This is a genomic window from Dactylosporangium thailandense, assembly GCF_059739745.1.
This window is the reverse complement of sequence record NZ_AP029195.1, coordinates 6,984,911-7,005,761: the sequence shown is the minus strand read 5'-3', so window position 1 is coordinate 7,005,761 and position 20,851 is coordinate 6,984,911. Positions and strand designations below refer to the sequence as shown.

At 73.8% G+C, this 20,851-nt stretch carries 18 protein-coding genes; 12 read left to right on the top strand and 6 right to left on the bottom strand.

What is annotated here, in order from left to right:
* Positions 1-456: 456 nt before the first annotated feature.
* On the top strand, positions 457-2,097 hold the full coding sequence (locus AC6JBM_RS30985) for a S1C family serine protease (RefSeq protein WP_497977565.1): 1,641 nt from the start codon (positions 457-459) through the stop codon (positions 2,095-2,097).
* Between the two features lie 152 nt (positions 2,098-2,249).
* Positions 2,250-2,606 (top strand): hypothetical protein, encoded by a 357-nt coding sequence (locus AC6JBM_RS30980; protein ID WP_497977564.1) that lies wholly within the window; start codon positions 2,250-2,252, stop codon positions 2,604-2,606.
* Between the two features lie 210 nt (positions 2,607-2,816).
* Here AC6JBM_RS30980 and AC6JBM_RS30975 read toward each other — a convergent pair whose 3' ends face one another.
* Positions 2,817-3,563 carry an SAM-dependent methyltransferase gene (locus AC6JBM_RS30975; protein ID WP_497977563.1) on the bottom strand — a complete coding sequence of 249 codons (747 nt, stop codon included), beginning with the start codon at positions 3,561-3,563 and terminating at the stop codon, positions 2,817-2,819.
* Positions 3,564-3,630: 67 nt separating this feature from the next.
* Between AC6JBM_RS30975 and AC6JBM_RS30970 the strand changes: the two genes are divergently transcribed.
* From AC6JBM_RS30970 to AC6JBM_RS30960, 3 genes are read left to right on the top strand one after another with little or no spacing between them, the layout of a single operon-like run.
* A complete protein-coding gene (locus AC6JBM_RS30970) occupies positions 3,631-5,838 on the top strand; it encodes a PAS domain S-box protein (protein WP_497977562.1) in 2,208 nt (735 codons plus the stop codon).
* A 30-nt stretch (positions 5,839-5,868) separates the two neighbouring features.
* Positions 5,869-6,708: a class I SAM-dependent methyltransferase gene (locus AC6JBM_RS30965; protein WP_497977561.1), complete on the top strand. Its 840-nt coding sequence runs from the start codon at positions 5,869-5,871 to the stop codon at positions 6,706-6,708.
* The gene (locus AC6JBM_RS30960) at positions 6,701-7,282 is read left to right on the top strand and encodes a TetR/AcrR family transcriptional regulator (RefSeq protein ID WP_497977560.1); all 582 of its coding nucleotides are present in this window, start codon (positions 6,701-6,703) and stop codon (positions 7,280-7,282) included. The genes AC6JBM_RS30965 and AC6JBM_RS30960 overlap by 8 nt, the downstream gene beginning before the upstream one ends.
* On the opposite strand, the gene AC6JBM_RS30955 is transcribed toward AC6JBM_RS30960, so the two are convergent.
* Positions 7,166-8,380 carry a hypothetical protein gene (locus tag AC6JBM_RS30955; RefSeq protein ID WP_497977559.1) on the bottom strand — a complete coding sequence of 405 codons (1,215 nt, stop codon included), beginning with the start codon at positions 8,378-8,380 and terminating at the stop codon, positions 7,166-7,168. The two genes, AC6JBM_RS30960 and AC6JBM_RS30955, sit on opposite strands and share 117 nt — an antisense overlap.
* A gap of 116 nt (positions 8,381-8,496) precedes the next feature.
* On the opposite strand from AC6JBM_RS30955, the gene AC6JBM_RS30950 reads away from it, so the two are divergent.
* The 6 genes from AC6JBM_RS30950 to AC6JBM_RS30925 are packed head-to-tail and all read left to right on the top strand — an operon-like array spanning position 8,497 to position 14,838.
* Entirely contained in the window at positions 8,497-9,444 is a 948-nt protein-coding gene (locus AC6JBM_RS30950; protein ID WP_497977558.1) for an ABC transporter permease, read from the top strand.
* A gap of 6 nt (positions 9,445-9,450) precedes the next feature.
* On the top strand, positions 9,451-10,416 hold the full coding sequence (locus AC6JBM_RS30945) for an ABC transporter permease (protein WP_497977557.1): 966 nt from the start codon (positions 9,451-9,453) through the stop codon (positions 10,414-10,416).
* A 9-nt stretch (positions 10,417-10,425) separates the two neighbouring features.
* Entirely contained in the window at positions 10,426-12,168 is a 1,743-nt protein-coding gene (locus AC6JBM_RS30940) for an ABC transporter substrate-binding protein (protein WP_497977556.1), read from the top strand.
* A 5-nt stretch (positions 12,169-12,173) separates the two neighbouring features.
* On the top strand, positions 12,174-12,953 hold the full coding sequence (locus tag AC6JBM_RS30935) for a serine hydrolase (protein ID WP_497977555.1): 780 nt from the start codon (positions 12,174-12,176) through the stop codon (positions 12,951-12,953).
* Complete coding sequence (locus AC6JBM_RS30930; RefSeq protein ID WP_497977554.1) at positions 12,950-14,047, top strand: mandelate racemase/muconate lactonizing enzyme family protein; 1,098 nt, start codon at positions 12,950-12,952, stop codon at positions 14,045-14,047. The genes AC6JBM_RS30935 and AC6JBM_RS30930 overlap by 4 nt, the downstream gene beginning before the upstream one ends.
* Complete coding sequence (locus AC6JBM_RS30925) at positions 14,044-14,838, top strand: C40 family peptidase (RefSeq protein WP_497977553.1); 795 nt, start codon at positions 14,044-14,046, stop codon at positions 14,836-14,838. The genes AC6JBM_RS30930 and AC6JBM_RS30925 overlap by 4 nt, the downstream gene beginning before the upstream one ends.
* On the opposite strand, the gene AC6JBM_RS30920 is transcribed toward AC6JBM_RS30925, so the two are convergent.
* The 4 genes from AC6JBM_RS30920 to AC6JBM_RS30905 all read right to left on the bottom strand — a co-directional run bounded on the left by AC6JBM_RS30920 (position 14,783) and on the right by AC6JBM_RS30905 (position 19,835).
* On the bottom strand, positions 14,783-16,702 hold the full coding sequence (locus AC6JBM_RS30920; RefSeq protein ID WP_497977552.1) for an N-acetylmuramoyl-L-alanine amidase: 1,920 nt from the start codon (positions 16,700-16,702) through the stop codon (positions 14,783-14,785). The two genes, AC6JBM_RS30925 and AC6JBM_RS30920, sit on opposite strands and share 56 nt — an antisense overlap.
* Before the next feature lie 6 nt (positions 16,703-16,708).
* A complete protein-coding gene (locus AC6JBM_RS30915; protein WP_497977551.1) occupies positions 16,709-17,932 on the bottom strand; it encodes a C39 family peptidase in 1,224 nt (407 codons plus the stop codon).
* Positions 17,933-18,036: 104 nt separating this feature from the next.
* Positions 18,037-18,942 carry an N-acetylmuramic acid 6-phosphate etherase gene (gene murQ, locus AC6JBM_RS30910; protein ID WP_497977550.1) on the bottom strand — a complete coding sequence of 302 codons (906 nt, stop codon included), beginning with the start codon at positions 18,940-18,942 and terminating at the stop codon, positions 18,037-18,039.
* Entirely contained in the window at positions 18,939-19,835 is an 897-nt protein-coding gene (locus AC6JBM_RS30905; protein ID WP_497977549.1) for a MurR/RpiR family transcriptional regulator, read from the bottom strand. Before AC6JBM_RS30905 ends, murQ begins: the two co-directional genes overlap by 4 nt.
* Before the next feature lie 53 nt (positions 19,836-19,888).
* On the opposite strand from AC6JBM_RS30905, the gene AC6JBM_RS30900 reads away from it, so the two are divergent.
* On the top strand, positions 19,889-20,848 hold the full coding sequence (locus tag AC6JBM_RS30900; protein ID WP_497977548.1) for a BadF/BadG/BcrA/BcrD ATPase family protein: 960 nt from the start codon (positions 19,889-19,891) through the stop codon (positions 20,846-20,848).
* Positions 20,849-20,851: the final 3 nt, after the last annotated feature.

The window sequence follows — 20,851 nt, the reverse complement described above, 5'->3', positions numbered from 1 at the left end:
CGTCTGGTCGGGCGGCGCGGTGGCCGTTTCGGCGGCGCTTGGGCGCGTTTGGTGGCTGCGTCTTGTCGGACGGGCGGCGCGGTGGCCGTTTCGGCGGGCGCTTGGGCGCGTTCGTGGCCCCGGCTCGTCGGCGGGCGGCGACGGTTTCTCTGCGCAGGGCCGGGCGTGCACAGGCCGCTCGCGCCCGCGGCTTCGGCTCGCCGGCGCGTGGGCGACGACGACGGCGTGGCGACGATGACCGTTTCCGCACGCCGGACGCCCGATGTACCCGGCCGTCAGCGATAAATCCGGACAAGCAGGCTTGTCCTGATTTATCGCTTATATCATCATGTAGCGGGTTGTCATCGCCCCGGACGAAGCCGGACGTATCCGACTGCGGCGGTCGAATCGCGGCTCTCGGCTTTCTCCCAGGGAGAATCCAGTTTCGTGGCAGCCGCGGCGTGCAATCTGGACATCATGAGTGACCAGGACCGCCAGTGGAGCACTGCGGAGCCCGCCGAGACGCCCGGCCCCGCTTCGAAGCCGGAAGAGCTCGCCGCTCCGCCGCAGCCGCCCCAGGCATCCTGGCCCCCACCGACCCCGCCCGCCGCGACCCCGCCGGCCCAGTACCACCCGGCCCCGTCTTCGGCCCCGCCGTCCCAGTACAACCCGGCGCCGTCCTCGGCCCCGCCGGCCTGGATGACCCCGTCGGACCCGAGCGCCCAGGCCTCAGCGCCGCCCGCCTACCCGGCCTCGGCCCCGCCGGCCGCCATGAGCTCCGCGCCCCCGGCCCCGCCGCACCCGCCCGTGTTCGCGCCCCCCGGCGGCGCCGTCACCGCGCCCCAGCCCGCCGTCGCGCCGCCCGGCTCCCCCTGGAGCCGCCCGGCGACGAACGGCCACGCCTACCCGGCGGCCCACACGACACAGCAGCTCCCGGCCAACGGCCACCCGACGGGCACCTTCGCCACGACCCCGATCTCCACCGGCGCCCCCTACGGCCACAGCACGGGCGCCTTCCCGCAGGCCGGCCACCCGTACGGCCCGCCGCCCGGATACCCGCCGCACCCGGGCCAGCCCGGGTACGGCCAGCCGGGAGGGCAGCGCGGCGGACGGGTGGGCCTGCTCATCGTGGGTGCCGTCGTGCTCGCGCTGCTGTCGGCGTTCGGCGGGGGACTGGTCGCGACCCAGCTCGCCGGCGACAAGCAGGCCGCGTCGCCCTCCGTGGTGTCGCAGAACCCGGCCCCCAACCTGGACCGGTCCTCGGTCGGCGGGGTGGCGGAGACGGTGCTGCCCAGCGTCGTGGACATCAGCACCGGCGAGGCCGAGGGCTCCGGCGTCATCATGACCGCCGACGGGCAGGTCATCACCAACAACCACGTGGTGGCCGGGGCCTCGAAGCTCCAGGTCACGTTCAGCACCGGCAAGACGGCCGCGGCGACCGTGGTCGGGACCGACCCGGCCGGCGACATCGCCGTGATCAAGATCCAGGGCGTCTCCGGGCTCACGCCGGCCAAGTTCGGCGACAGTGACGCGCTGCGGGTCGGCGACACGGTGCTCGCGGTCGGCTCCCCGCTCGGCCTGCAGGGCTCCGTGACGGCCGGGATCGTGAGTGCGCTGCACCGTACGATCGAGGGCGAGCAGGGCGGCAAGTCCATCGCGGACGCGATCCAGACCGACGCCGCCATCAACCCCGGCAACTCCGGCGGTGCCTTGGTCAACCTGCGTGGCGAGGTCGTCGGCATCAACACCGCGATCGCCACCGCGGGGGAGAACAGCGGCAACATCGGCGTCGGGTTCGCCATCTCCGCCAACCGCGCCCGCTCCTCGGCCGACCAGCTCGCCAAGGGCGGGAAGGTCAGCCACCCGTACCTCGGTGTGCAGCTCACCGACGGCAACGGCGGCGCCCTCATCGGCGGCGTGGTCGCGGGCGGCCCGGCGGACAAGGCCGGCCTGAAGACCGGCGACCTGGTGACGAAGTTCGGCTCGGCGACGGTGAACGACGCGACCGGCCTCATCAACGCGGTCCAGGGTGCCAAGGCCGGCGACAAGGTCCAGGTCACCATCAACCGCAACGGCAGCGAGCAGACGGTCACCGTCACGCTCGGCGAAGCCCCCTAGTCCAAGATTCCTTTCGCAGCAGCGGCCCGCGTTCGCCACAACGCGGGCCGCTGCGTTTTCCCCGGACGCGCGGCGGCAGCGTGGCGGGATGCGCGATGAGGCGATCAGCGGGCCGCTGCGTTTCCCTGAAGGCGCGGCGGCAGAATGGCGGGATGGACGATCAGCGGTACTGCCGCCTGCGCGTGATCGGCGACAACCTCGACCTGACCGGCTCGCCCGCGGCGCTGCGGGCGCTCGCCGACCTCCTGCGCGAGGCCGGCCCGGCCGTGCGGGTGCCGATCCGCAACGGCGCCGTGGTGCAGGAGCGGGCCGAGGGGCCGCTGGTGATCGAGCTGCGCGGCTCGCCCACCCTGCACCTGCGCGGGGCCGGCGACGCGCTCAAGGACGTGTGGGCCGCGCTGGAGGCGGTCGCCGCCGAGGCGCCCGTGGCCGGCCGGCCCGCGCCGCACCGGCACGTCGAGCGGCTCGTCATCACGGCCGAGGCGGAAGCGGCCGACGAGGACCTCTAGGGCCTGTTTCACAACTGAGGCGGGGCTGCGGCGGGCCCAGATTCCGCCTGCGCGCACCCCGCGAAGGCCGGGTTACAACACCGGTAGCCAGGCCTCCGCGGGGCACACGCAGCGCCTTGGCTGGGCCGGCCTGGCGCAGCGCGCCGGGCCAGCCTTGGCGTCGCGAAATCTGGACTCCGCCTCGCTCCCACCCCAGTTGTGAAACAGGCCCTAGGGGCGCACCGCGACCGCGGCCAGCGTCGCGTACGAGTCCGGGTCGGCGACGGGCTCGTCCGGGCGCCACGCGGGCCCGTGCACCACGCCGGGCTCGACGAGGTCCCAGCCCTCCAGGAGCCCGGCCAGCTCGCCCCGGTCGCGCAGCACCATCGGCGTCCCGGTGCGCGTGTACAGGTCGGCGAGGTCGCCCACCTCCCCGGTCGCGTGGGACAGCGCGATGAGGCTGCCGGGCGCGAGCGCGTCGCGGTACGCGCGCAGGGCCGCGCGCAGCTGCGGCGTGTCCGGCACGAAGTGCAGGATGGCCACGAGCAGCAGGCAGACCGGGCGCGTGAAGTCCAGCAGGGCCTTGACCTGGGGATCGCCGAGGATCTGCTCGGCGTCGTGCAGGTCGGCCTGGATGACCGCGGTGGACGGGTTGCCGGCCAGGATCTGCCGCGCGTGCACGACGGCGGTGGGGTCGACGTCGACGTACACCACCTTCCCGGACGGCACGATCTCGTGGACGTTGCCCTCGGTCGGAATCCCCGAGCCGATGTCGAGGAACTGCACCACCCCGCGGGAGGCGGCGTACCGCACCGCGCGGTGCAGGAACGCCCGGTTGGCCCGGGCGATGCGCGGGAGGTCGGGGATGAGCGCGAGCGCGCGGGCGGCCACGGCCCGGTCCACGGCGAAGTTGTGCCGCCCGCCGAGGTAGTGATCGTAGATGCGGGCGGCGCTGGGCCGGTTCGGGTCAACGCTCATATGTCACATGTTCCCGAAATGTCCGAAGTCTAAAACGCAAAGTCACGATTCTTCTACTCTTGGTGAAATGCGGTGGACGGAGCGCCTGGCCGAGAGCCTGCTGGAAGTGGCGCCTGACCCCCTGATCATCTCGAGCTACGGCGGGCGGATCGTGCTGGCCAACGCCGCCGCCCGGGCGCTGTTCGGCCGCGAGGACCTGTCCGGATGCGCCGTCGACGTGCTCGTGCCGGCCGACGGGCCCTCGATGGTGCCCCGGCTCGCCGCGTACATGGACGGCGAGCACCCCGCGGTCCGCACCGGCCAGCCGCTGACCATGGTGCGCGGTGACGGCTCGCAGTTCCTGGCCGACATCACGCTCTCGGTCATCCGTGACGACGACGGGCCGCTGCTGGTGGCCACCATCCGCGACACGGGCGCGGAAGGGTTCGACCCCGCCCAGTCGCTGCTCGCCTCGATCGTGCAGTCCTCGCACGACGCGATCGTCACCACCGACCTCGACGGGCGCGTGCTGTCGTGGAACCCGGGGGCCGAGCGCCTCTACGGCTTCGCGGCGGGCGAGATGGTCGGGCGGCCCAAGGACGTCATCATCCCGCCCGACCGGCGCGGGGACGAGGCGGAGATCCGCGCGATCGTCGCGGCGGGCGGGCGGGTCGACCGCTTCCGGACGGTACGGCAGCGGCGCGACGGCACCGAGGTCACCGTGTCGATGCTGGTGTCGCCGCTCACCGGCCCCGACGGGCGCACGGTCGGGGTCACCACGATCACCCGCGACATGAGCGAGCGCGAGCGGGCCGAGGCGCAGGTGCAGGCGGTGCTCGACGCGGCCCCCGACCCGCTGCTGGGCGTCGGCGAGGACGAGCGGATCGTGCTGGTCAACGCCTCGGCCGAGCGCCTCTTCGGCATCGCGCGCTTCGACATGATCGGGATGCCCGTGCGGCGGCTCCTGCCGGGCGGGGTCGACGCGTCGCGGGGCGAGTCCGCGGTCGCCCACCGGCGCGACGGCACCGGGCTGCCCGTCGACATCACGCTGAGCACGCTCAAGGGCGACGACGGCGAGATCACCCTGGCCAGCGTGCGGGACATGACCGAGCACCGGCGGCTGCGCGAGGAGGCGGAGCGGCAGAAGGACGAGGTCCGCCAGCAGCGCACCCAGCGCCTGGAGAGCCTGGGCCAGCTCGCCGGCGGCATCGCGCACGACTTCAACAACCTGCTCGCGGTGATCCTCAACTACGCCGAGTTCATCGTCGAGGACGGCTCCGACACGCCGTTCGCCCTCGACGCCGAGCAGATCCTGCGGGCCGGGCGCCGCGGCAGCGAGCTCACCCACCAGCTGCTCGCGTTCGCCCGCCGCGAGGTGGTGCGCCCGAGGCCGCTGGATGTCAACGCCGTCATCGGCGAGGTACAGCTGATGCTGAACCGCTCGATCGGCGAGCACATCTCGCTGCGCACCGCGCTGGCCGACGGGCTGCCGACCGTGGTCGCCGACCCCGGCCGGCTCGAGCAGGTGCTGGTCAACCTGGCGGTGAACGCCCGCGACGCGATGCCCGGCGGCGGCGAGCTGACCATCGACACCGGGCTCGTGCTCGTCGACGACGGGCACACGGCGGTCCGCGAAGGTCTCACGCCGGGCCCGCACGTGCGCGTCCGGGTCTCCGACACCGGCACCGGCATGCCCCGCGAGGTCATCGAGCAGGCCTTCGAGCCCTTCTTCACCACCAAGCCCAGCGGCGAGGGGACCGGGCTGGGGCTGGCCACCGTCTACGGCATCGTGGCCCAGGCCGGCGGCAGCGTGCAGATCTACTCCGAGCCGGGCGTCGGGACCACGATCACGATCCTGCTCCCGGCCAGCGACGCCGTGCTCGTCGCCGAGGACACCGCCCGGGTCGCGCGCCCGCCCGGCCGCGGCCAGACCGTGCTCGTCGCCGAGGACGAGCCGGCGCTGCGCGAGGTGACCACGCGGATCCTGCGCCGGGGCGGCTACACGGTGCTCTCGGCCGCCGACGGGGTCGCCGCGCTGCAGCTCGCCTCCGAGCACGGCGGCGCGATCCACCTGCTGCTCACCGACGTGGTGATGCCGAGCATGCTCGGCCGGGTGCTGGCCGAGCGGGTGCTGCAGCTGCGCCCGGCGACCCGGGTGCTGTTCATGTCCGGCTACGCGCAGCCCGTGCTCACCAGCAACGGCATCCTCGACCCGGGCGTGCACCTGCTGGAGAAGCCCTTCACCGGGGCCGACCTGCTCAACGCCGTGGCCGAGCAGCTCGCGGTGGTCTTGTAAAATGGACGTTCATTCATTATTCTGACCCGCATGCGAGGCAGCAGCCGCTCCGCGGAGCACGTGGCGCTCTTCCGCGCCCTCGAGCACAACCGCCGGCGCGACCGGCTCTTCGACGACCGGCTCGCGGCCCGGATGCTGCCGCCCATGCACCGCGCGGTGGCGGCCGCCTCGCGGGTGCCCGCCGTGCACCGGTGGATCGTGCGATACCTCGACCACCACTTCGCCGGCGGCCCGCGCGCCTCGGCCGTGGTGCGCACCCGCTTCATCGACGACCAGGTGCGGGCGGCCGGCGGCTCGCAGCTGGTGCTGCTGGGCGCCGGCTTCGACAACCGCGCCCACCGCCTGGCCGTGCCCGTCGCGTTCGAGGTCGACCACCCCGCGACCCAGGCCACCAAGCGGCGCCGGGTGCCCGCGGGCGGCGCCGTCCGCTACGTCCCGGTCGACCTCACCCGCGACGCGCTCGCCCCGGCCCTGCTCGCCGCCGGCTTCGACGCGTCGGCCCCGGCCGTGGTCGTGTGGGAGGGCGTCACGAACTACCTCACCGCCGAGGCCGTCGACGCGACCCTGCGCGCCCTCGCCGGCCTGCTCGCCGCGGGCGGCACCGTCGTGTTCACCTACGTCGACCGGGCCGCTCTCGACGGCACGGGCATGTTCACCGGCGTCGCGCGGTGGCACGACGCCGTGCGCCGCGGGGGCGAGCCGTGGACCTTCGGCTTCGATCCCGCCGAGCTTCCGGCGTACCTCGAGCAGCGCGCCCTGCACCTCGTCGAGGACCTGTCCACGCGGGACGCGGCCGCGCGCTACCTCGAGCCCCTCGGCCGCGACGAGCCGACGGCCGAGTTCTACCGCATCGCGGTCTGCCGTGCCTAAGGTCGACGACGCTCACTTCGCGGCGCGCCGGCGCCAGATCCTCGACGCCGCGGCGGCCTGCTTCGCGCGGGAGGGCTTCCACCGCACGTCGATGCAGGACATCGTGCGCGCGTCGGGCATCAGCGCCGGGCTCATCTACCGGTACTTCACCGGCAAGGACGCCATGATCGCCGCCATCGTCGCCGAGTGGCACGAGCGGCGCACCACCATGCTCGGCGACGACCCGGCCGCGGGCTACCTCGACGTGCTGCGCCGCGTCGGCGCGCCCGAGACCCGGCCCGAGCTCCAGCTGGCGGTGCAGGTGTGGGCGGAGACGGTGCGCGACCCGGACGTGCGCGCGATGTCCCGCGCGAACGTCGATCGCCCCGTGGCCGCCGTCGCGCCGCTGCTCGCCGGGCAAACCGAGGACCCCGAGTCCCTGGCCCGCGTGTTCGTCGCCATCTACCAGGGGCTGGTGCTACAGACGCTCTGGGACGACGGGCTCGACCACGAGGCCTTCGTCCGGGCGGTCGGTCTGCTGATGGCGCCGGTTGCGCAGCCGGCGGCTCCAGGGGGCGGCGGCGAGCAGGAGTAGGGCGACGGTCAGCGGCGCCTTCCACAGTGGACTCACGCCGCCGTCGATCCCCGTCGCCCGGTCCGGTGCGGTGTTCGCCCATACCAGGAACGCGTCCCCGATCGGGAGCACGCCGAGGGCGTACCGCTTGGTGTGCCAGGTGGTGATCGGCACTCCGGCGAGCTCGCCGTAGGCCGCCAGCGCGTCCGCGAGCGCGCCGTCGCCGTTGACCCGGGCCGCGCCGATGCTCACTACCGTGGCCGAGAACGAGATCCCCAGCGGCAGCGGCCCGCTGTCGACGTCCCCGGGGCCGTCCGTCCCCTTCGGATACTCGCGCACCGCGGGGCCGAGGTGCAGCGGGGAGTCCACGAACAGGTCGCGGAAGCGCAGGTACTGCTCGCGCGCGAACCCCGGATCGACGTCGGCGAGGAAGCGCAGGATGACGCTCTGCGAGCTGCCCCGCGCCCCCTGCAGCGGCTCGCCCGTCCCGGGATCGGTGACGTGGGGCAGCAGCCCGGTGGCGGGGTCGAGCCGCTGCCTGGCCTTGTCCACCCACGCCCGCACGGTGCCCGCGTGGTCGGGGGAGAGGCGCAGCGAGGCGATCGCCACCGTGGAGTCGACGGGCCAGGACTGTCCCGGATAGGCCGGCAGGAACGGCGTCGCGCTCGCGTCGAACGCCCGCGCGATCTCCCGCGAGTCGGACTCGAACCGCCGCACCTGATCGGGGTCCCGCCGCAGGCTGAGCAGCCCGCCGCGCAGCCAGTTCGTCCACCCGGCGTAGAAGACCCCGTAGCGCGGCGCGAGCCCGGCGCTGAACGGTGCCGTCCCGCTGGGTGAGTCCAGGCGGTCCAGCGCCCACCGGCTCTCGCGCACCGCCTCGCCCTTGTCGCGCGCGTGCCGCCCGACGTCGACCCAGGCGAGCCCGTAGAGCGCGTGCAGGAAGAAGTACCCCTCCGGAAAGAGCCGCTGCGCGTCCTGCCCGGCCCCGGCGTCGAGCTCGGCCCGCAGGTGGTGCAGCTGGCGCTCGGCCCCGGAGACCGGCGCGTGGAAGCGCAGCAGCGCGCTGGCCGCGAACGCCGACACCAGCGCCGCCAGCAGCACCCGCACGATCTTTCCCACCCGGCCGAGGATAGAGGGGCTTCACACATCACCCGTCGTCGTTGTAGCTTATTTTCGTAGCTGCGGCAGTGCCCGGCGAATAGCTACATAGACCGCGTTCGGGAAGGGGCGGCCGCATGAGCATCACGCCCCTCGAGCTCGCCACGCGCTCGCCCGGGCGCATGGCGTGGCGGCGGCTGTGCCGCGACCGGACCGCGCTCGTCAGCGGCGTGGTCTCGGTGCTGCTCGTGGTCGTCGCGCTCGCGGCGCCGCTCATCCGGCTCGCCTACGGCGTCGGGCCGCAGGACGACTTCAAGGACGACCTCGACCGCTACGGGATGCCCTACGGCGTCTCCGGCGGCATCAGCGGCGCGCACTGGTTCGGCCTCGAGCCCGGGCAGGGCCGGGACCTGTTCATGCAGATGGTCTACGGCATGCGCACCTCGCTGGGCATCGCGTTCGCCGCCGCGCTCATGACCACCGTCGTCGGCGTGCTGCTCGGCATCGTCGCCGGCTACCTCGGCGGCTGGGTCGACGCGGTGCTCAACTGGGTGACCGACGTGACCCTGGCGCTGCCGTTCCTCATCTTCACCCTCGCCGTGATCCGGCCGCTGGAGCTGCACTTCTACGGCCCCCGCGAGGCGGTGCCGGGCTGGTTCCGGGTCGTCGTGCTCATCTCGCTGTTCACCGCGTTCGGCTGGACGACGACCGCGCGGCTCGTGCGCGGGCAGGTGCTCTCGCTGCGGGAGCGCGAGTTCGTCGAGGCGGCCAAGGCCGGTGGGGCCCGCGTGCCGCGCATCCTGCTGCGGGAGCTGCTGCCCAACCTGGGGGCGCCGATCCTGGTCGCCTTCTCGCTGGGGATCCCGGCGTACATCACCGGCGAGGCCGCCCTGTCCTTCCTCGGCATCGGCATGCTCGAACCGACCCCGGACTTCGGCCGCACCATCTTCCGCAGCCTCAACTACCTGCAGACCGACCCCGCCTATGTGCTGTTCCCGGGCGTCACCATCTTCGTGCTCGTGCTGGCCTTCAACCTCTTCGGCGACGCGCTGCGCGACGCGCTCGACCCGAAGTCGCAGCGGTAGGCGCGCATGGGCACCTTCCTGGTCCGCCGGGTCTGTCTGGGCCTGCTCACGCTCTTCGCGGTCAGCGTCGTGACGTTCCTGATGTTCTTCGCGCTGCCGCGGGACCCGGCCGCCGCGATGTGCCCGAAGAACTGCGACGCGCAGCGGCTGGAGCGGGTGCGCGACGAGCTCGGGCTCAACGATCCGAAGCCGGTGCAGTATCTGCGGTACTTCAAGGGCGTGTTCGCCGGCCGCGACGGCTGCCCGGCGCCCTGCCTGGGGTACAGCTACGTCAACAACGAGCCGGTGCGCGACACGTTCGCGCGGACCCTCCCGGTGACGCTGAGCATCGTGATCCCGGCGGCGGTGCTGTGGCTGGCGCTGGGCATCGGCCTCGGCATGCTCTCCGCGCTGCGCCGCGGCACCGTGTTCGACCGGCTCGCGATCGGCTTCTCGCTGTCCGGGGCCTCGATGCAGCTGTACTTCGTCGGCGGCGTCCTGCTCCTGGTGTTCGTCTACACGCTGAAGGTGCTGCCCTACCCGCGCTACACCCCGCTGCTGGACGATCCCCTGGCCTGGCTCACCGCGCTCGTGCTGCCCTGGTGCACCCTGGCGTTCCTCTTCTCCGCCGTGTACGCCCGGCTGGCCCGCGCCCAGATGCTGGAGACGATGTCCGAGGACTTCGTGCGCACCGCCCGCGCGAAGGGCCTGCCGGAGCGGCTCGTGGTGCGCCGGCACGTGCTGCGCGCCGCGATCACCCCGCTCGTGACGGCCGCGGGGCTGGACGTCGGCACGGCGCTCGGCGGCACCGTCATCACCGAGACCACCTTCGGATTCCGTGGCCTCGGCCGCACCGCCATCGACGCCGTCCGCGACGGGGACCTGCCGACGATCATGGCGACCGTCCTGCTCGCGGCGGCCTTCATCATCGTCGCCAACATCGTCGTCGACGCGCTCTACACCCGGATCGATCCGCGGGTCCGCTTGCGATAGGGGAGGACAATGCGCAGAGAACTCACGGCCGCCGTGCTGCTCACGCTCGTGGCGGGGCTCGGTGCCTGCACGAACAACACCAAGACCGACGACGACCCGGGCGTCGACACCAACCGGCAGGCCAGCGGCGCGATCGCCACCGACCCGAAGGACTCGCAGGGCCCGGCCGCCGAGGTGCCCGGGGCGGCCAAGGGCGGCACCGTGACCGTCATCCGGCAGACGAAGATCGCGCACCTGGACCCGCAGCGCGCCTACAGCTTCGTCGGCCTCAACGCCTCCCAGCTCTACGCCCGCCGGCTCACCACCTACAAGGACGACGGGCAGGGGCACGTGACGCTCGTCGGCGACCTCGCGACCACCCCCGGCACGGACGTCAACAAGGACTGCAAGACCTGGCGCTTCACCGTGAAGGACGGGGTGAAGTTCGAGGACGGCTCGGCGATCACGGCGCGGGACATCGCCTACGGCATCGCGCGCTCCTTCGACCTGTCCCTCACCGGCGGCCCGACCTACATCCAGGAGTGGCTCGCCGACTCGCCCCAGTTCGACACCGCGTTCGACTTCAAGAGCAACAAGACCGGGCTCCCGCCGGGGCTCACCGTCCCCGACGACAAGACGCTGCAGCTCACGTTCGCGAAGCCGCACTGCGACCTGCCCTTCGCCGCGTCCCTGCCGGCGACCGCGCCCGTGCCCGCGGCGAAGGACACCGGCACGCAGTACGACGCCAAGCCCGTCTCCTCCGGGCCGTACAAGATCACCAAGAACGAGGCCGGCACCCAGCTCACGATGGAGCGCAACACCGCGTGGGACCCGGCCACCGACCCGGTGCGCCACCAGTATCCGGACGCGTTCGTCTGGTCGTTCGGGCCCGACCCGGTGACCCAGACCAACCGGATCATCACCGACGGCGGGGCCGACCAGACCGCGGTGTCCTGGAACGGCGTCGACCCCTCGCTGGTGTCCAAGGTGGTCGGGGACGCGGCGCTCAAGGACCGCATCCTGCAGGCCCCGACGCCGCAGCACTTCACGCTCACCATCAACAACCAGCGGGTCACCGACCTCAAGGTGCGCCAGGCGCTCAACTACGCCATCGACCGCGACGGGCTCATCAAGACCCTCGGCGGGGCCACGTTCGCGGCGCCGGTCACGACGCTCATGCCGCCGGCGACGATCGGGTGGAAGCAGTACGACGCCTACCCGGCGGGCAAGAGCGGCGATCCGGCCAAGGCGAAGGAGCTGCTCGGCGGCGCGACGAAGGAGCTCGTGCTCGCGTTCGCCGACGACGCGACGTTCCAGGCGCTCAGCACCCAGCTGGCGGGCAACCTGGAGAAGGCCGGATTCAAGATCACGCTGAAGGCGATCCCGGCCGACTCGTTCCTCGACGAGACCAAGAAGCGGGACAACCCGTGGGACCTCTACATCGGCTCCTGGGGCGCGGACTGGCCCAGCGGCGCCGCGATCCTGCCGGTGCTCTACGACGGCCGGGCGATCAAGGACGGCGGCAGCAACAACGGCGCGTCCTACCTCAACGCGCCCGCGCTGAACGCCGAGTTCGACCGGGTGCTCGCGCTGCCGGTCGAGCGGCAGGGTGACGAATGGGCGAAGCTGGACGAGAAGATCATGCGCGAGTACGCGCCGGTGGTACCGCTCTACGTGCAGGTCATGTTCACGCTGCACGGCTCGCGGGTGCACGGCGTGTTCATCGACAGCATCTTCGGCAGCCCGCAGTTCGTGAACACCTATGTGAAGTAGGCCGGATGACGAGCTATGTCTCGGTGTGGGTGGGTCGCCCCGGCGGCCCGCCCCGGCACGCGCAGGACCCCGACCGCCTCCACGGCGCCGCGAGCACGATGAAGGTGGCCGTGCTCGCGGCGCTGTACCGCACCGGCGGTCTCGACGAGCCGGTGCCGGTCGTCAACGACTTCGCCAGCGCCCTGGGGGACGGCTCGCGGTACCACAACGACCGCTCCTACGACGATGACGACGAGGTCTGGCCGCACCTCGGCACCGCGGTGCCCGCCCGGTGGCTGGCCCGCCGGATGATCGTGCGCTCCAGCAACCTGGCCACCAACCTGCTCCTGGCCCGCGTGGGCCTGCCCGCCGTGGCCGAGGTGTGGCGGCTCGCGGGCGCGGCGCACAGCGTGACCGCCCGCGGCATCGAGGACTACGCGGCCCGCGACGCCGGGCTGGACAACGTCGTCACCGCCGCCGACCTGGCCGCGCTGTTCACGGCCCTGCACCGCGGCACCCTCGCCGAGCCGGAGGCGTGCGCGGAGATGCTCGACCTGCTCGCCGCCCAGGAATGGCGCGTCGACCTCGCGGCCGGCCTGCCCGGCGGGGTGCGCGTCGCGCACAAGAACGGCTGGATGACGGGCGTACGGCACAGCGCCGGCCTCGTCACCCCGCCCGACGCGGAGCCGTACGTGATCGCCGTCTGCACCACCTCGCGGGGCGTCCCGCCGGACGACTACGACGAGCAGGCCTGCCGCCGGATCGCCGAGATCTCCGCGGACGCCTGGGCGGGGCGGGCCGGATGACGATCGAAGCCGTCCGCACGCACCGGGTCAGCGTGCCGCTGCACACCCCGTTCGTCACCGCCCTGCGCACCGCCACGACCGCCGAGAGCCTGATCGTCGAGGTCGTCGACGCCGACGGCCGCTCCGGCTTCGGCGAGGCCCCCGAGGTCTGGAAGGTCACCGGCGAGTCCGTCGCCGGCGCCGAGGCCTGCGTGGCGCAGCTCATCGGGCCGGCGCTCACCGGCCGCGACGCCGGCGACCTCAACGCGAACCTGCGCGCGGTCCAGCGGGCCGCGGCCGGCAACTTCGGCGTGAAGGCCGCGGCCGACACCGCCCTGCACGACCTCGCCGCCCGCCGCCTCGGCATCCCGCTCGTGCGGCTGCTCGGCGGCAACCGGCTGCGCGTGCCCACCGACGTCACCCTGCCCGCGGGCGGCGCCGACGAGCTCGCCGCGGCCGCCGCCGCCCGGGTCGCCGAGGGCTTCCGGGTGCTGAAGGTCAAGGTGGGCAAGGGCGCCGGCGAGCGCGACGCGGCCGCCGCCGACGTCGCCCGCGTCGCCCGCATCCGCGCCGCGGCCGGCCCGGACGCCCGCATCCGCCTCGACGCCAACCAGGGCTGGACCCCGCGCGCCGCGGTGCGGGCCATCCGCGGCATGCAGGACGCGGGCCTGGACGTCGAGCTCGTCGAGCAGCCCGTGCCCGCGGCCGACCTCGACGGACTGGCCTGGGTCAGCGCCCGCGTCGACGTGCCGATCCTGGCCGACGAGGCGGTCTTCGGGGTCCGCGACCTGACCGAGGTCATCCGGCGCCGCGCCGCCGACCTGGTGAACGTCAAGCTGGCCAAGTGCGGCGGCCTCGGCCCGGCCCGCACCCTGCTCGAGCTCGCCGCCGCGCACGACGTCGGCACCATGGTCGGCTCGATGATGGAGACGGAGATCGGCGTCGGCGCCGCGGCGAGCCTCGTGGCCGCGTGCGGCACCACGGTCGTCTCCGACCTCGACGCGGCCTGGTTCCTGGGCGCCTCCCCGGTGACCGGCGGGCTGCGCTACGACGGCGCCGAGGTCGTGCTGCCCGACGCGCCAGGACTGGGGCTGAGTCTCGAGGAGCCGCCATGACGCACACCGTCCGCATCCCGCTCGCCACGCTCTACCGCGACCCCGAGCACCGAACCCCGCCGAACGTCGTGACCCAGGCCCTGCTCGGCGACGCGGCCGAGGTCAAGGAGGTCCACGCCGACGGCTGGGCTCGGGTCACCCTGCCCGGCCAGGGCGACTACCCCGGCTGGCTGCCGATCACCCAGCTCGCCGAGGCGGCCGACCCCGACGGCCCGGTGTCCATGGTGGACGCGCTCTCGACGGACCTGCGGGACGAGCCGAACGGGACGCTCGCCATGCCCGGCGTCCCGCTCGGCACCCGGCTCGCCGCGGCCGGCCCGAGCCGCGACGGGTGGCGGCCCGTCCGCGTGCCGGGGGCCGCGCAACCGTTGTGGGTCGCCGAATCCGACGTGCGCGCCGACGCGCCCGACCCCCTCGAGACCGCGCGGCGGCTGCTCGGCGCCGTGTACGTCTGGGGCGGCCTCTCCCCGCACGGCATCGACTGCTCCGGCCTCGTCCACCTCGCCTGGCGCCGCGCCGGGGTGAGGCTGCCCCGCGACGCCCGCGACCAGGCGGCCGCCGCCGAACCGGTGCCGCTGGGCCAGGAGCGCCGCGGCGACCTGTACTTCTTCGCGCTGCCCGGCGCCCGGGTCCACCACGTCGGCATCGTGGTGGAGCCGGGCGTCATGCTGCACGCGTGCGGCGACGCGCGGATCGTGGTCGAGGAGCCTTTGCCCCCGGCCCGAGCCGCCACGCTCATTGGCGCGGCGCGCCCAGCGGCGACGGCACCAGCTGCACATCGTCGAGATTGACGAACATGAACCGGTGCCCGAACTGGATCTGCACGTACTTCGTCTGGCCCCGAACGACCGTCCGGTCGCCGGGCGCGGAGCCGTCGAAGGACACCGCGCGGTAGTACTCGCCGGGCACGATCCCCGCGACCGCGTACCGCTGGCCGGCCGCGAACGTGTACTGCAGCGGCGTGATCGCCTGGTAGGGCACGCCCGCCGGGTACGCCGCCTGCTCCGGGTACGCGCGCCCGTAGACGGGGATCGTGGCCCGGCCCGGCTTCGGCACCGCGACGAGGCCCGTCGCCCACTTCGCCGCCGGGTGCGCGGGCGGGTTGAGGAACCAGCCCCGCTGCCCGAGGTACCAGATCGCCGTCCAGTCCCCGGAGCGCCCGGCGACGGCGTAGGTCTGCCCGGCCGACACCCGCGATCCGGTGTCGGACAGGGCCATCGTCGCCGCCGAGCCGTCGGGGTGCAGCCCGGGGTCGCTCAGCAGCGGGGCGTTCGCGTCGGGCGCGGTGTGCAGGATCAGCGCGGAGGCGCCGTGGGAGGGGCAAGGGCCGCCCGTCGTACCGTCACAGCCGGTGAACGCGGGCCGGTTCGCGTCGTAGTCCGGGTCGATGGTGACCAGCCCGGTGTGGGCCGTGCCCGTGCCGCGGAAGGGCGCGTGCAGCAGGTCGAAGTAGTGCCCCCAGTCCCAGTAGGGCGCCGGGTCCCAGTGCATCCCGGCCACCGTGGACGGCACGGTGCCCGGCACGTTGTCGTGGCCGACGATGTGGCCGCGGTCGAGCGGGACGTCCAGCCGGGCCGCGAGGTAGCGCACGAGCTTCGCCGAGGCGCGGTACATCGCCTCGGTGTACCAGGCGCCCTCGGCCGCGAAGCCCTCGTGCTCGATGCCGACCGAGGTCGCGTTGACGTACCAGTTCCCGGCGTGCCACGCGACGTCCTTGGCCTTCACGTGCTGGGCCACGTGCCCGTCGGCCGAGCGGATGGTGTAGTTCCAGCTGACGTACGCCGGGTCCTGCACCAGCTGCACGGTCCGGTCGTAGTACTCCTCGGTGTCGTGGATGACGATGTACCGCACCCGCTGGCTCGCCGAGCGGTCGCCGAGGTCGTGGTTGCCGTAGTCCCCGCCACCGAGATCCGCGTACGGGGCCGGGATCCACTCGCACGGCAGGTCCGGCGGGCACTCGACGCCATCCGGCCGCGGCGGCTTGCGCAGCCCGAGCCGGTCGAGCCAGGCGACCTGCGGGCGCACCGCCGCGTGCGCGCTCAGCGTCACGTGCTCGCCGTCGTCGGTCACCCGGTCGGCGCCGTCGCGCAGTGTCGCGTACACCTCGTCGGCGAAGTCCCCGGCCGCGTCGGCCGTGTCCGCGCCGCTGTAGCGGGCGACGGCGCCGTACCAGGCGGCCGGGTCGCTGCCGGCCCCGCCGGGCGCGCCGAGGTCGCGCTGGTAGGAGGCCAGCAGCGCGGCGCCGCCCCGGATGTTGTCCCGCGCGTCCGTGCGCAGCCGGTCCCGGCCGAGCCCGGTGAGCTCGGCGGCCCGGTCGAGGGTCTGCGACCCCGGCGCCGGCGCGGCGGCCGGAGCATCCACCGTGGACGGTCGCGCGGTGTCGCCCCGCGCGTCCCCGATACCGTCGTGGCGTGCGCTCACCGCGGCGGCGTCGGTGAGATGCATGGGGCCGAAGCCGCCGCTGGTGCTGGGGGCGCCGCGGTTGGTGTCCCACCGCGACTCCAGGTACGACACGGCGAGGAGGACGTCGGCCGGTACGCCGGCGGCGTTCGCGGCATCGGTGAAGTCCTGCTGGCGTCCGGCCTGCGCCGCACCGGCCGTGCCGGGTGCGGCGAGGATCGCGGCGCCGAGCACCGCGACGGCGAGGATTCTCATGTCGGCCTACCAATTCTCCGAGCCGGGCACGCGGGGCAGCGCCTTGCCCGGCGGTGCGATGAGGTATGCGATGCCGCCGCTGCCGGAGGCGACCGACCCGTCCGCGCGGTGGCGCTTGGTGCGCAGCCACACCTGCTCGAACTCGGTGCGCTTGTAGACGTTGCGGACCGCGTCGTCCGACGACGAGGCCGGGTCGTTGACGATGACGTCACCGGTCGCGGTGAACCCGACGACCACGAACAGGTGCCCGGAGGTCGAGTAGTTCGCGCCGGTGAGCTCCGAGGCGAGGAACGACTGCGAGGTGACGACCGGGATGCCGGCCGCGATGAAGCGCTCCAGCTCGTCGAGGGAGTGCAGCCGGGTCACGATGCCGGTCAGCCCGAACGTCGCCGCGTAGGCGGTGTTGAACGGCCAGTTCCCGGCGCCGGCGTAGGTGTAGTCGTAGGTCATCCGGGCCGCGTGGTCGACCTGCGGGTCGGCGTAGGACGGGTCGACCCAGGCGAGGTCGGCGGCGCTCGGCCTGCGGCCCCAGTACTCGACGACCATCTCGGTCGAGGTGGGGGAGCACCACGCCTCGCCGCCGCCGTCGTACTCCGGGTACTGTCCGATGTGGATGTTCTGCGAGTACCGCGGGACCGTGAGCTCCCGGCCCCAGGCGATGTGCCCGGCGCTCGGGGTGACCGTGAAGCGGTCCGGCACGTTGGAGACCATCGCGCCGATCTGCCGGACGCGCGGGAACGCGTGCGAGCCGGGCTTGCGGAACAGGGTCACGCGGAGGCGGTAGCTGTCCAGCAGCACGCCCTTGGACACGTCGTCGATGGAGAACGTGTCCGTGTAGACGCTGGAGTAGGCGTCGCCCTGACCGTCCACCGAGGACCGCTTGATGTCCTGGTCGCCCGAGGCCCAGCGGCCCATGACGTAGGCCGGTGTGCTCTCGCCGTTGGTGTACGTGCCCAGCAGCTCGACCTGCAGCCAGGTGCCCGTGGGCGTGTCGGCGTTCCAGGAGGCGACGAGCTCGCTCGCGCCGAACCCGGTGCGCTGCCGCGGTGAGGTCCAGGTGGCGGTCTCCCAGCCGTCCGCGCCGCCGCGGTCCCAGTGCTGGAAGGTGCGCCACCGGTGGAAGGAGATCTGTTCGTCGTGCGTGACCGGGGCGGCCGAGGGTGTGTCGATCGGTGCGCCGAGCGGTGCGGCGAGCACGGCGGTTGCGACCAGTGCCGGGATGAGGGCCATCGCTCCTCCAGGGGAAACCTGAGGCGATTGATTGATGGCACGCTATACCGTCACCGGCGTCGATGTCGATACCTTCCAACCGGATCCAGGTGGATGAAGGTTTTTTACCGACCGTGCAGCTCGGCCAGGGCCGCGTGCACCACGCCGTCCGAGCGCTCCAGCGCGCGGCGGGCGTCCGCGGGCGGCGTCTGGGCCAGCAGCGCCACCAGGGCGACCTTCGACTCGCCGCCCGCCTCGGCCAGGGCGGCGGTGCACGCCTCGGCGGGCAGGCCGGTCGCCTGGGCGAGCATGCGCACCTGGCGGCCGCGCAGCTTGCGGTTGCTCGCCACCATGTCGGTCATCAGGTTCGAGTACGTGCGGCCGAGCCGGACCATGACCGCCGTCGACAGCGCGTTGAGCACCAGCTTCTGGGCGGTGCCGGCCTTCATGCGGGTCGAGCCGGTGATCGCCTCGGGGCCGGTGTCGACGGCGATGACGACGTCGGCCAGGCCGGCCAGCGACGCGTTCGGGTTCGCGGAGATCAGCACGGTGCCGGCCCCGGCGGCGCGGGCGGCGCGCAGCGCTCCGCCGACGTACGGGGTGGCGCCGCTCGCCGTCGCGCCCACGGCGAGGTCCCCCGCGGCCAGGTCGGCCGCCGCGGCCGCGCCGAGCTCGGCGTCGTCCTCGGCGCCCTCGGCCGCGGTGTGCAGGGCCGGGAGCCCGCCGGCGATGTGGGCGACGACCCGCTCGTAGCCGACGCCGAACGTGGGGTGCAGCTCGGCGGCGTCCAGCACCGCCATGCGGCCGGAGGTTCCCGCGCCGAAGTAGTGCATGCGCCGGCCCGCGCGCAGGGCGGTCACGGCGAGCTCGACGGCCTCGGCCACGTCGGGCAGTACCGCGGAGACCGCCGGAGCGACCTTGGCGTCCTCGGCGTTGATGAGCCGGAGCATGTCGAGCGTGGGCAGCTGGTCGATGTAGACCGTGTGCGGGTTGCGCTCCTCGGTGGGCGAGACCCCGGGGGAGACGCTCACCAGCGGCCCCGATCGGCCTTGGTCCGCCGGCTTCGCACCGCGTCGCGCGTCGACTCCAGGGCCGAGCGTGTGCGGTCGTAGGTGCGCTGGGCGACGCCGACGAACACGCAGTCGACCACGGTGAGCTGGGCCAGCCGGCTGGCCATCGCGCCCGAGCGGAACGTGGTCTCCCGCGCGGCCGTGGTCAGCACCAGGTCGGCGACGCGCGTGATCGGCGACTTCGGGAAGTTGGTGAGCGCGACCGTCGTCGCCCCGCGCCGCCCGGCCTCGGCGAAGGCCTCCATGGTGTCCACGGTGGTGCCCGTGTGCGAGATGCCGACCGCGACGTCGCCCTCGCCGAGCAGGGCCGCGCTCGTCAGCGCCAGGTGCAGGTCCGACCACGCGTAGGCGGTCAGCCCGATGCGGTGCAGCTTGGTCTGGAAGTCCTGGGCCACGAACGCGCTCGCGCCCACGCCGTAGATGTCGATCCGGCGGGCCGCGGCGATCGCGGTGACGACCTTGCCCAGCGCCTCCAGGTCGAGCTGGGCGGCGGTCTCCTCCACGGCCCGGGCGTCGGCGTAGGCGATGGTCTTGACCACCTGGCCGAGGTCGTCGGAGCGGCTGATGTCGCTGCCGATCGCCTCCTGGGCCGGGTCGTCCTGCACTCGCCCGGCCTCGGCGGCGAGCTTGAGCCGCAGCTCGGGGTAGCCGGAGACGCCGATGGCGCGGCAGAAGCGGATGACCGTGGTCTCGGAGGTGTCGGCGCGCTTGGCCAGCTCCGTGATCGTCATCTGCGCGGCGGTGGCCGCCTCCTCGATGATGATTCGGCCGACCCGCTGCTCGGCCCGCGACAGCGAGGGCAGGAGCCCGCGGATCTTCACGGCCGTGGAGATCTGGCGAGCGTCGTCCGTCATGTGGAAAAGTTTCCGTTGCCTCGTCGGTTTCGTCAATGGAATGCGGTGACGCGATGCTTGAGCCCCTGGTCATCGGTGTTGACGCGGGCGCCACGACCACGCGGTGCGCGCTGAGCGACCTGCACGGTACCGTCCTGGCACGGGCGGAGTCGGGCGGTGCCAACCGGAACTCGAGCGGCGCGGCGCCGACGGAGGCGCTCACGGTCGCGCTGCGCAATCTACTCGCCCGATCCCGGGACGGCGCCGGGCGGGTCGCGCTCGGGGTGGTCGGCATCGCGGGCGGTGCGGCCGTGCGGGCCGCGACCCAGGCGGCGGCCGAGGCGGCCTGGCGCGCGGCGGGGCTCGGCGGTCGCGTGGTCGCGGTGACCGACCTCGAGGTCGGCTTCGCCGCGGGTTCGCCGTCGCCGGACGGGCTGCTGCTGCTCGCCGGCACCGGGGCGGTCGGGGCCGCGTTCGCGGGCGGGCGGCTGACGCATCGCTGCGACGGGTACGGCTGGCTGCTCGGCGACGAGGGCTCGGCGGTCTGGCTCGGCCGCGCGGGTCTGCGCGCCGTGCTGCGCGCGCTCGACGGCCGCGGCCCGGCCACGGCGCTCACGCAGGCGCTGAGCCCCCTGCTGGGCGTCCCGGCCGCCGACGACCAGGCCCTGCTGCGCGCCGCGTTCGACCGCCCGCCCGCCGCGCTCGGTGCCCTGGCGCCGGCCGTGAGCGCGCTCGCCGCGGCCGGGGACGCGGTGGCGGTGGCGCTCGTCGAGGAGGCCGCGGGGCATCTGCTGCACACCCTGGAGACGGTTGCCGGGCGCGCCGCGTTGCCCCGGCCGGCCGTCGTGCTCGCGGGCTCCGTCCTGCTGTCGCCCGGCCCGGTGGCCGAACGCGTCCGGGCGGCCGTGCGGGAGTGTTACCGGATCGTGCCCATGGCGGCGACCTACGGCCCGGCGGGGGCCCTCTGGCTGGCGATCACGCAGGTCATCGGGGCCGCTCCGGATGCCGCGGTACACGCCCGGCTGACCCGGTAACAA

Coding starts and splice junctions, on each gene's coding strand:
- AC6JBM_RS30905 (WP_497977549.1), bottom strand. CDS start 19,835: ATGACGGACGACGCTCGCCAGATCTCCACGGCCGTGAAGATCCGCGGG.
- AC6JBM_RS30985 (WP_497977565.1), top strand. CDS start 457: ATGAGTGACCAGGACCGCCAGTGGAGCACTGCGGAGCCCGCCGAGACG.
- AC6JBM_RS30965 (WP_497977561.1), top strand. CDS start 5,869: ATGCGAGGCAGCAGCCGCTCCGCGGAGCACGTGGCGCTCTTCCGCGCC.
- AC6JBM_RS30945 (WP_497977557.1), top strand. CDS start 9,451: ATGGGCACCTTCCTGGTCCGCCGGGTCTGTCTGGGCCTGCTCACGCTC.
- AC6JBM_RS30915 (WP_497977551.1), bottom strand. CDS start 17,932: ATGGCCCTCATCCCGGCACTGGTCGCAACCGCCGTGCTCGCCGCACCG.
- AC6JBM_RS30970 (WP_497977562.1), top strand. CDS start 3,631: ATGCGGTGGACGGAGCGCCTGGCCGAGAGCCTGCTGGAAGTGGCGCCT.
- AC6JBM_RS30925 (WP_497977553.1), top strand. CDS start 14,044: ATGACGCACACCGTCCGCATCCCGCTCGCCACGCTCTACCGCGACCCC.
- AC6JBM_RS30935 (WP_497977555.1), top strand. CDS start 12,174: ATGACGAGCTATGTCTCGGTGTGGGTGGGTCGCCCCGGCGGCCCGCCC.
- AC6JBM_RS30940 (WP_497977556.1), top strand. CDS start 10,426: ATGCGCAGAGAACTCACGGCCGCCGTGCTGCTCACGCTCGTGGCGGGG.
- AC6JBM_RS30930 (WP_497977554.1), top strand. CDS start 12,950: ATGACGATCGAAGCCGTCCGCACGCACCGGGTCAGCGTGCCGCTGCAC.
- AC6JBM_RS30900 (WP_497977548.1), top strand. CDS start 19,889: ATGCTTGAGCCCCTGGTCATCGGTGTTGACGCGGGCGCCACGACCACG.
- AC6JBM_RS30950 (WP_497977558.1), top strand. CDS start 8,497: ATGAGCATCACGCCCCTCGAGCTCGCCACGCGCTCGCCCGGGCGCATG.
- AC6JBM_RS30920 (WP_497977552.1), bottom strand. CDS start 16,702: ATGAGAATCCTCGCCGTCGCGGTGCTCGGCGCCGCGATCCTCGCCGCA.
- AC6JBM_RS30980 (WP_497977564.1), top strand. CDS start 2,250: ATGGACGATCAGCGGTACTGCCGCCTGCGCGTGATCGGCGACAACCTC.
- AC6JBM_RS30975 (WP_497977563.1), bottom strand. CDS start 3,563: ATGAGCGTTGACCCGAACCGGCCCAGCGCCGCCCGCATCTACGATCAC.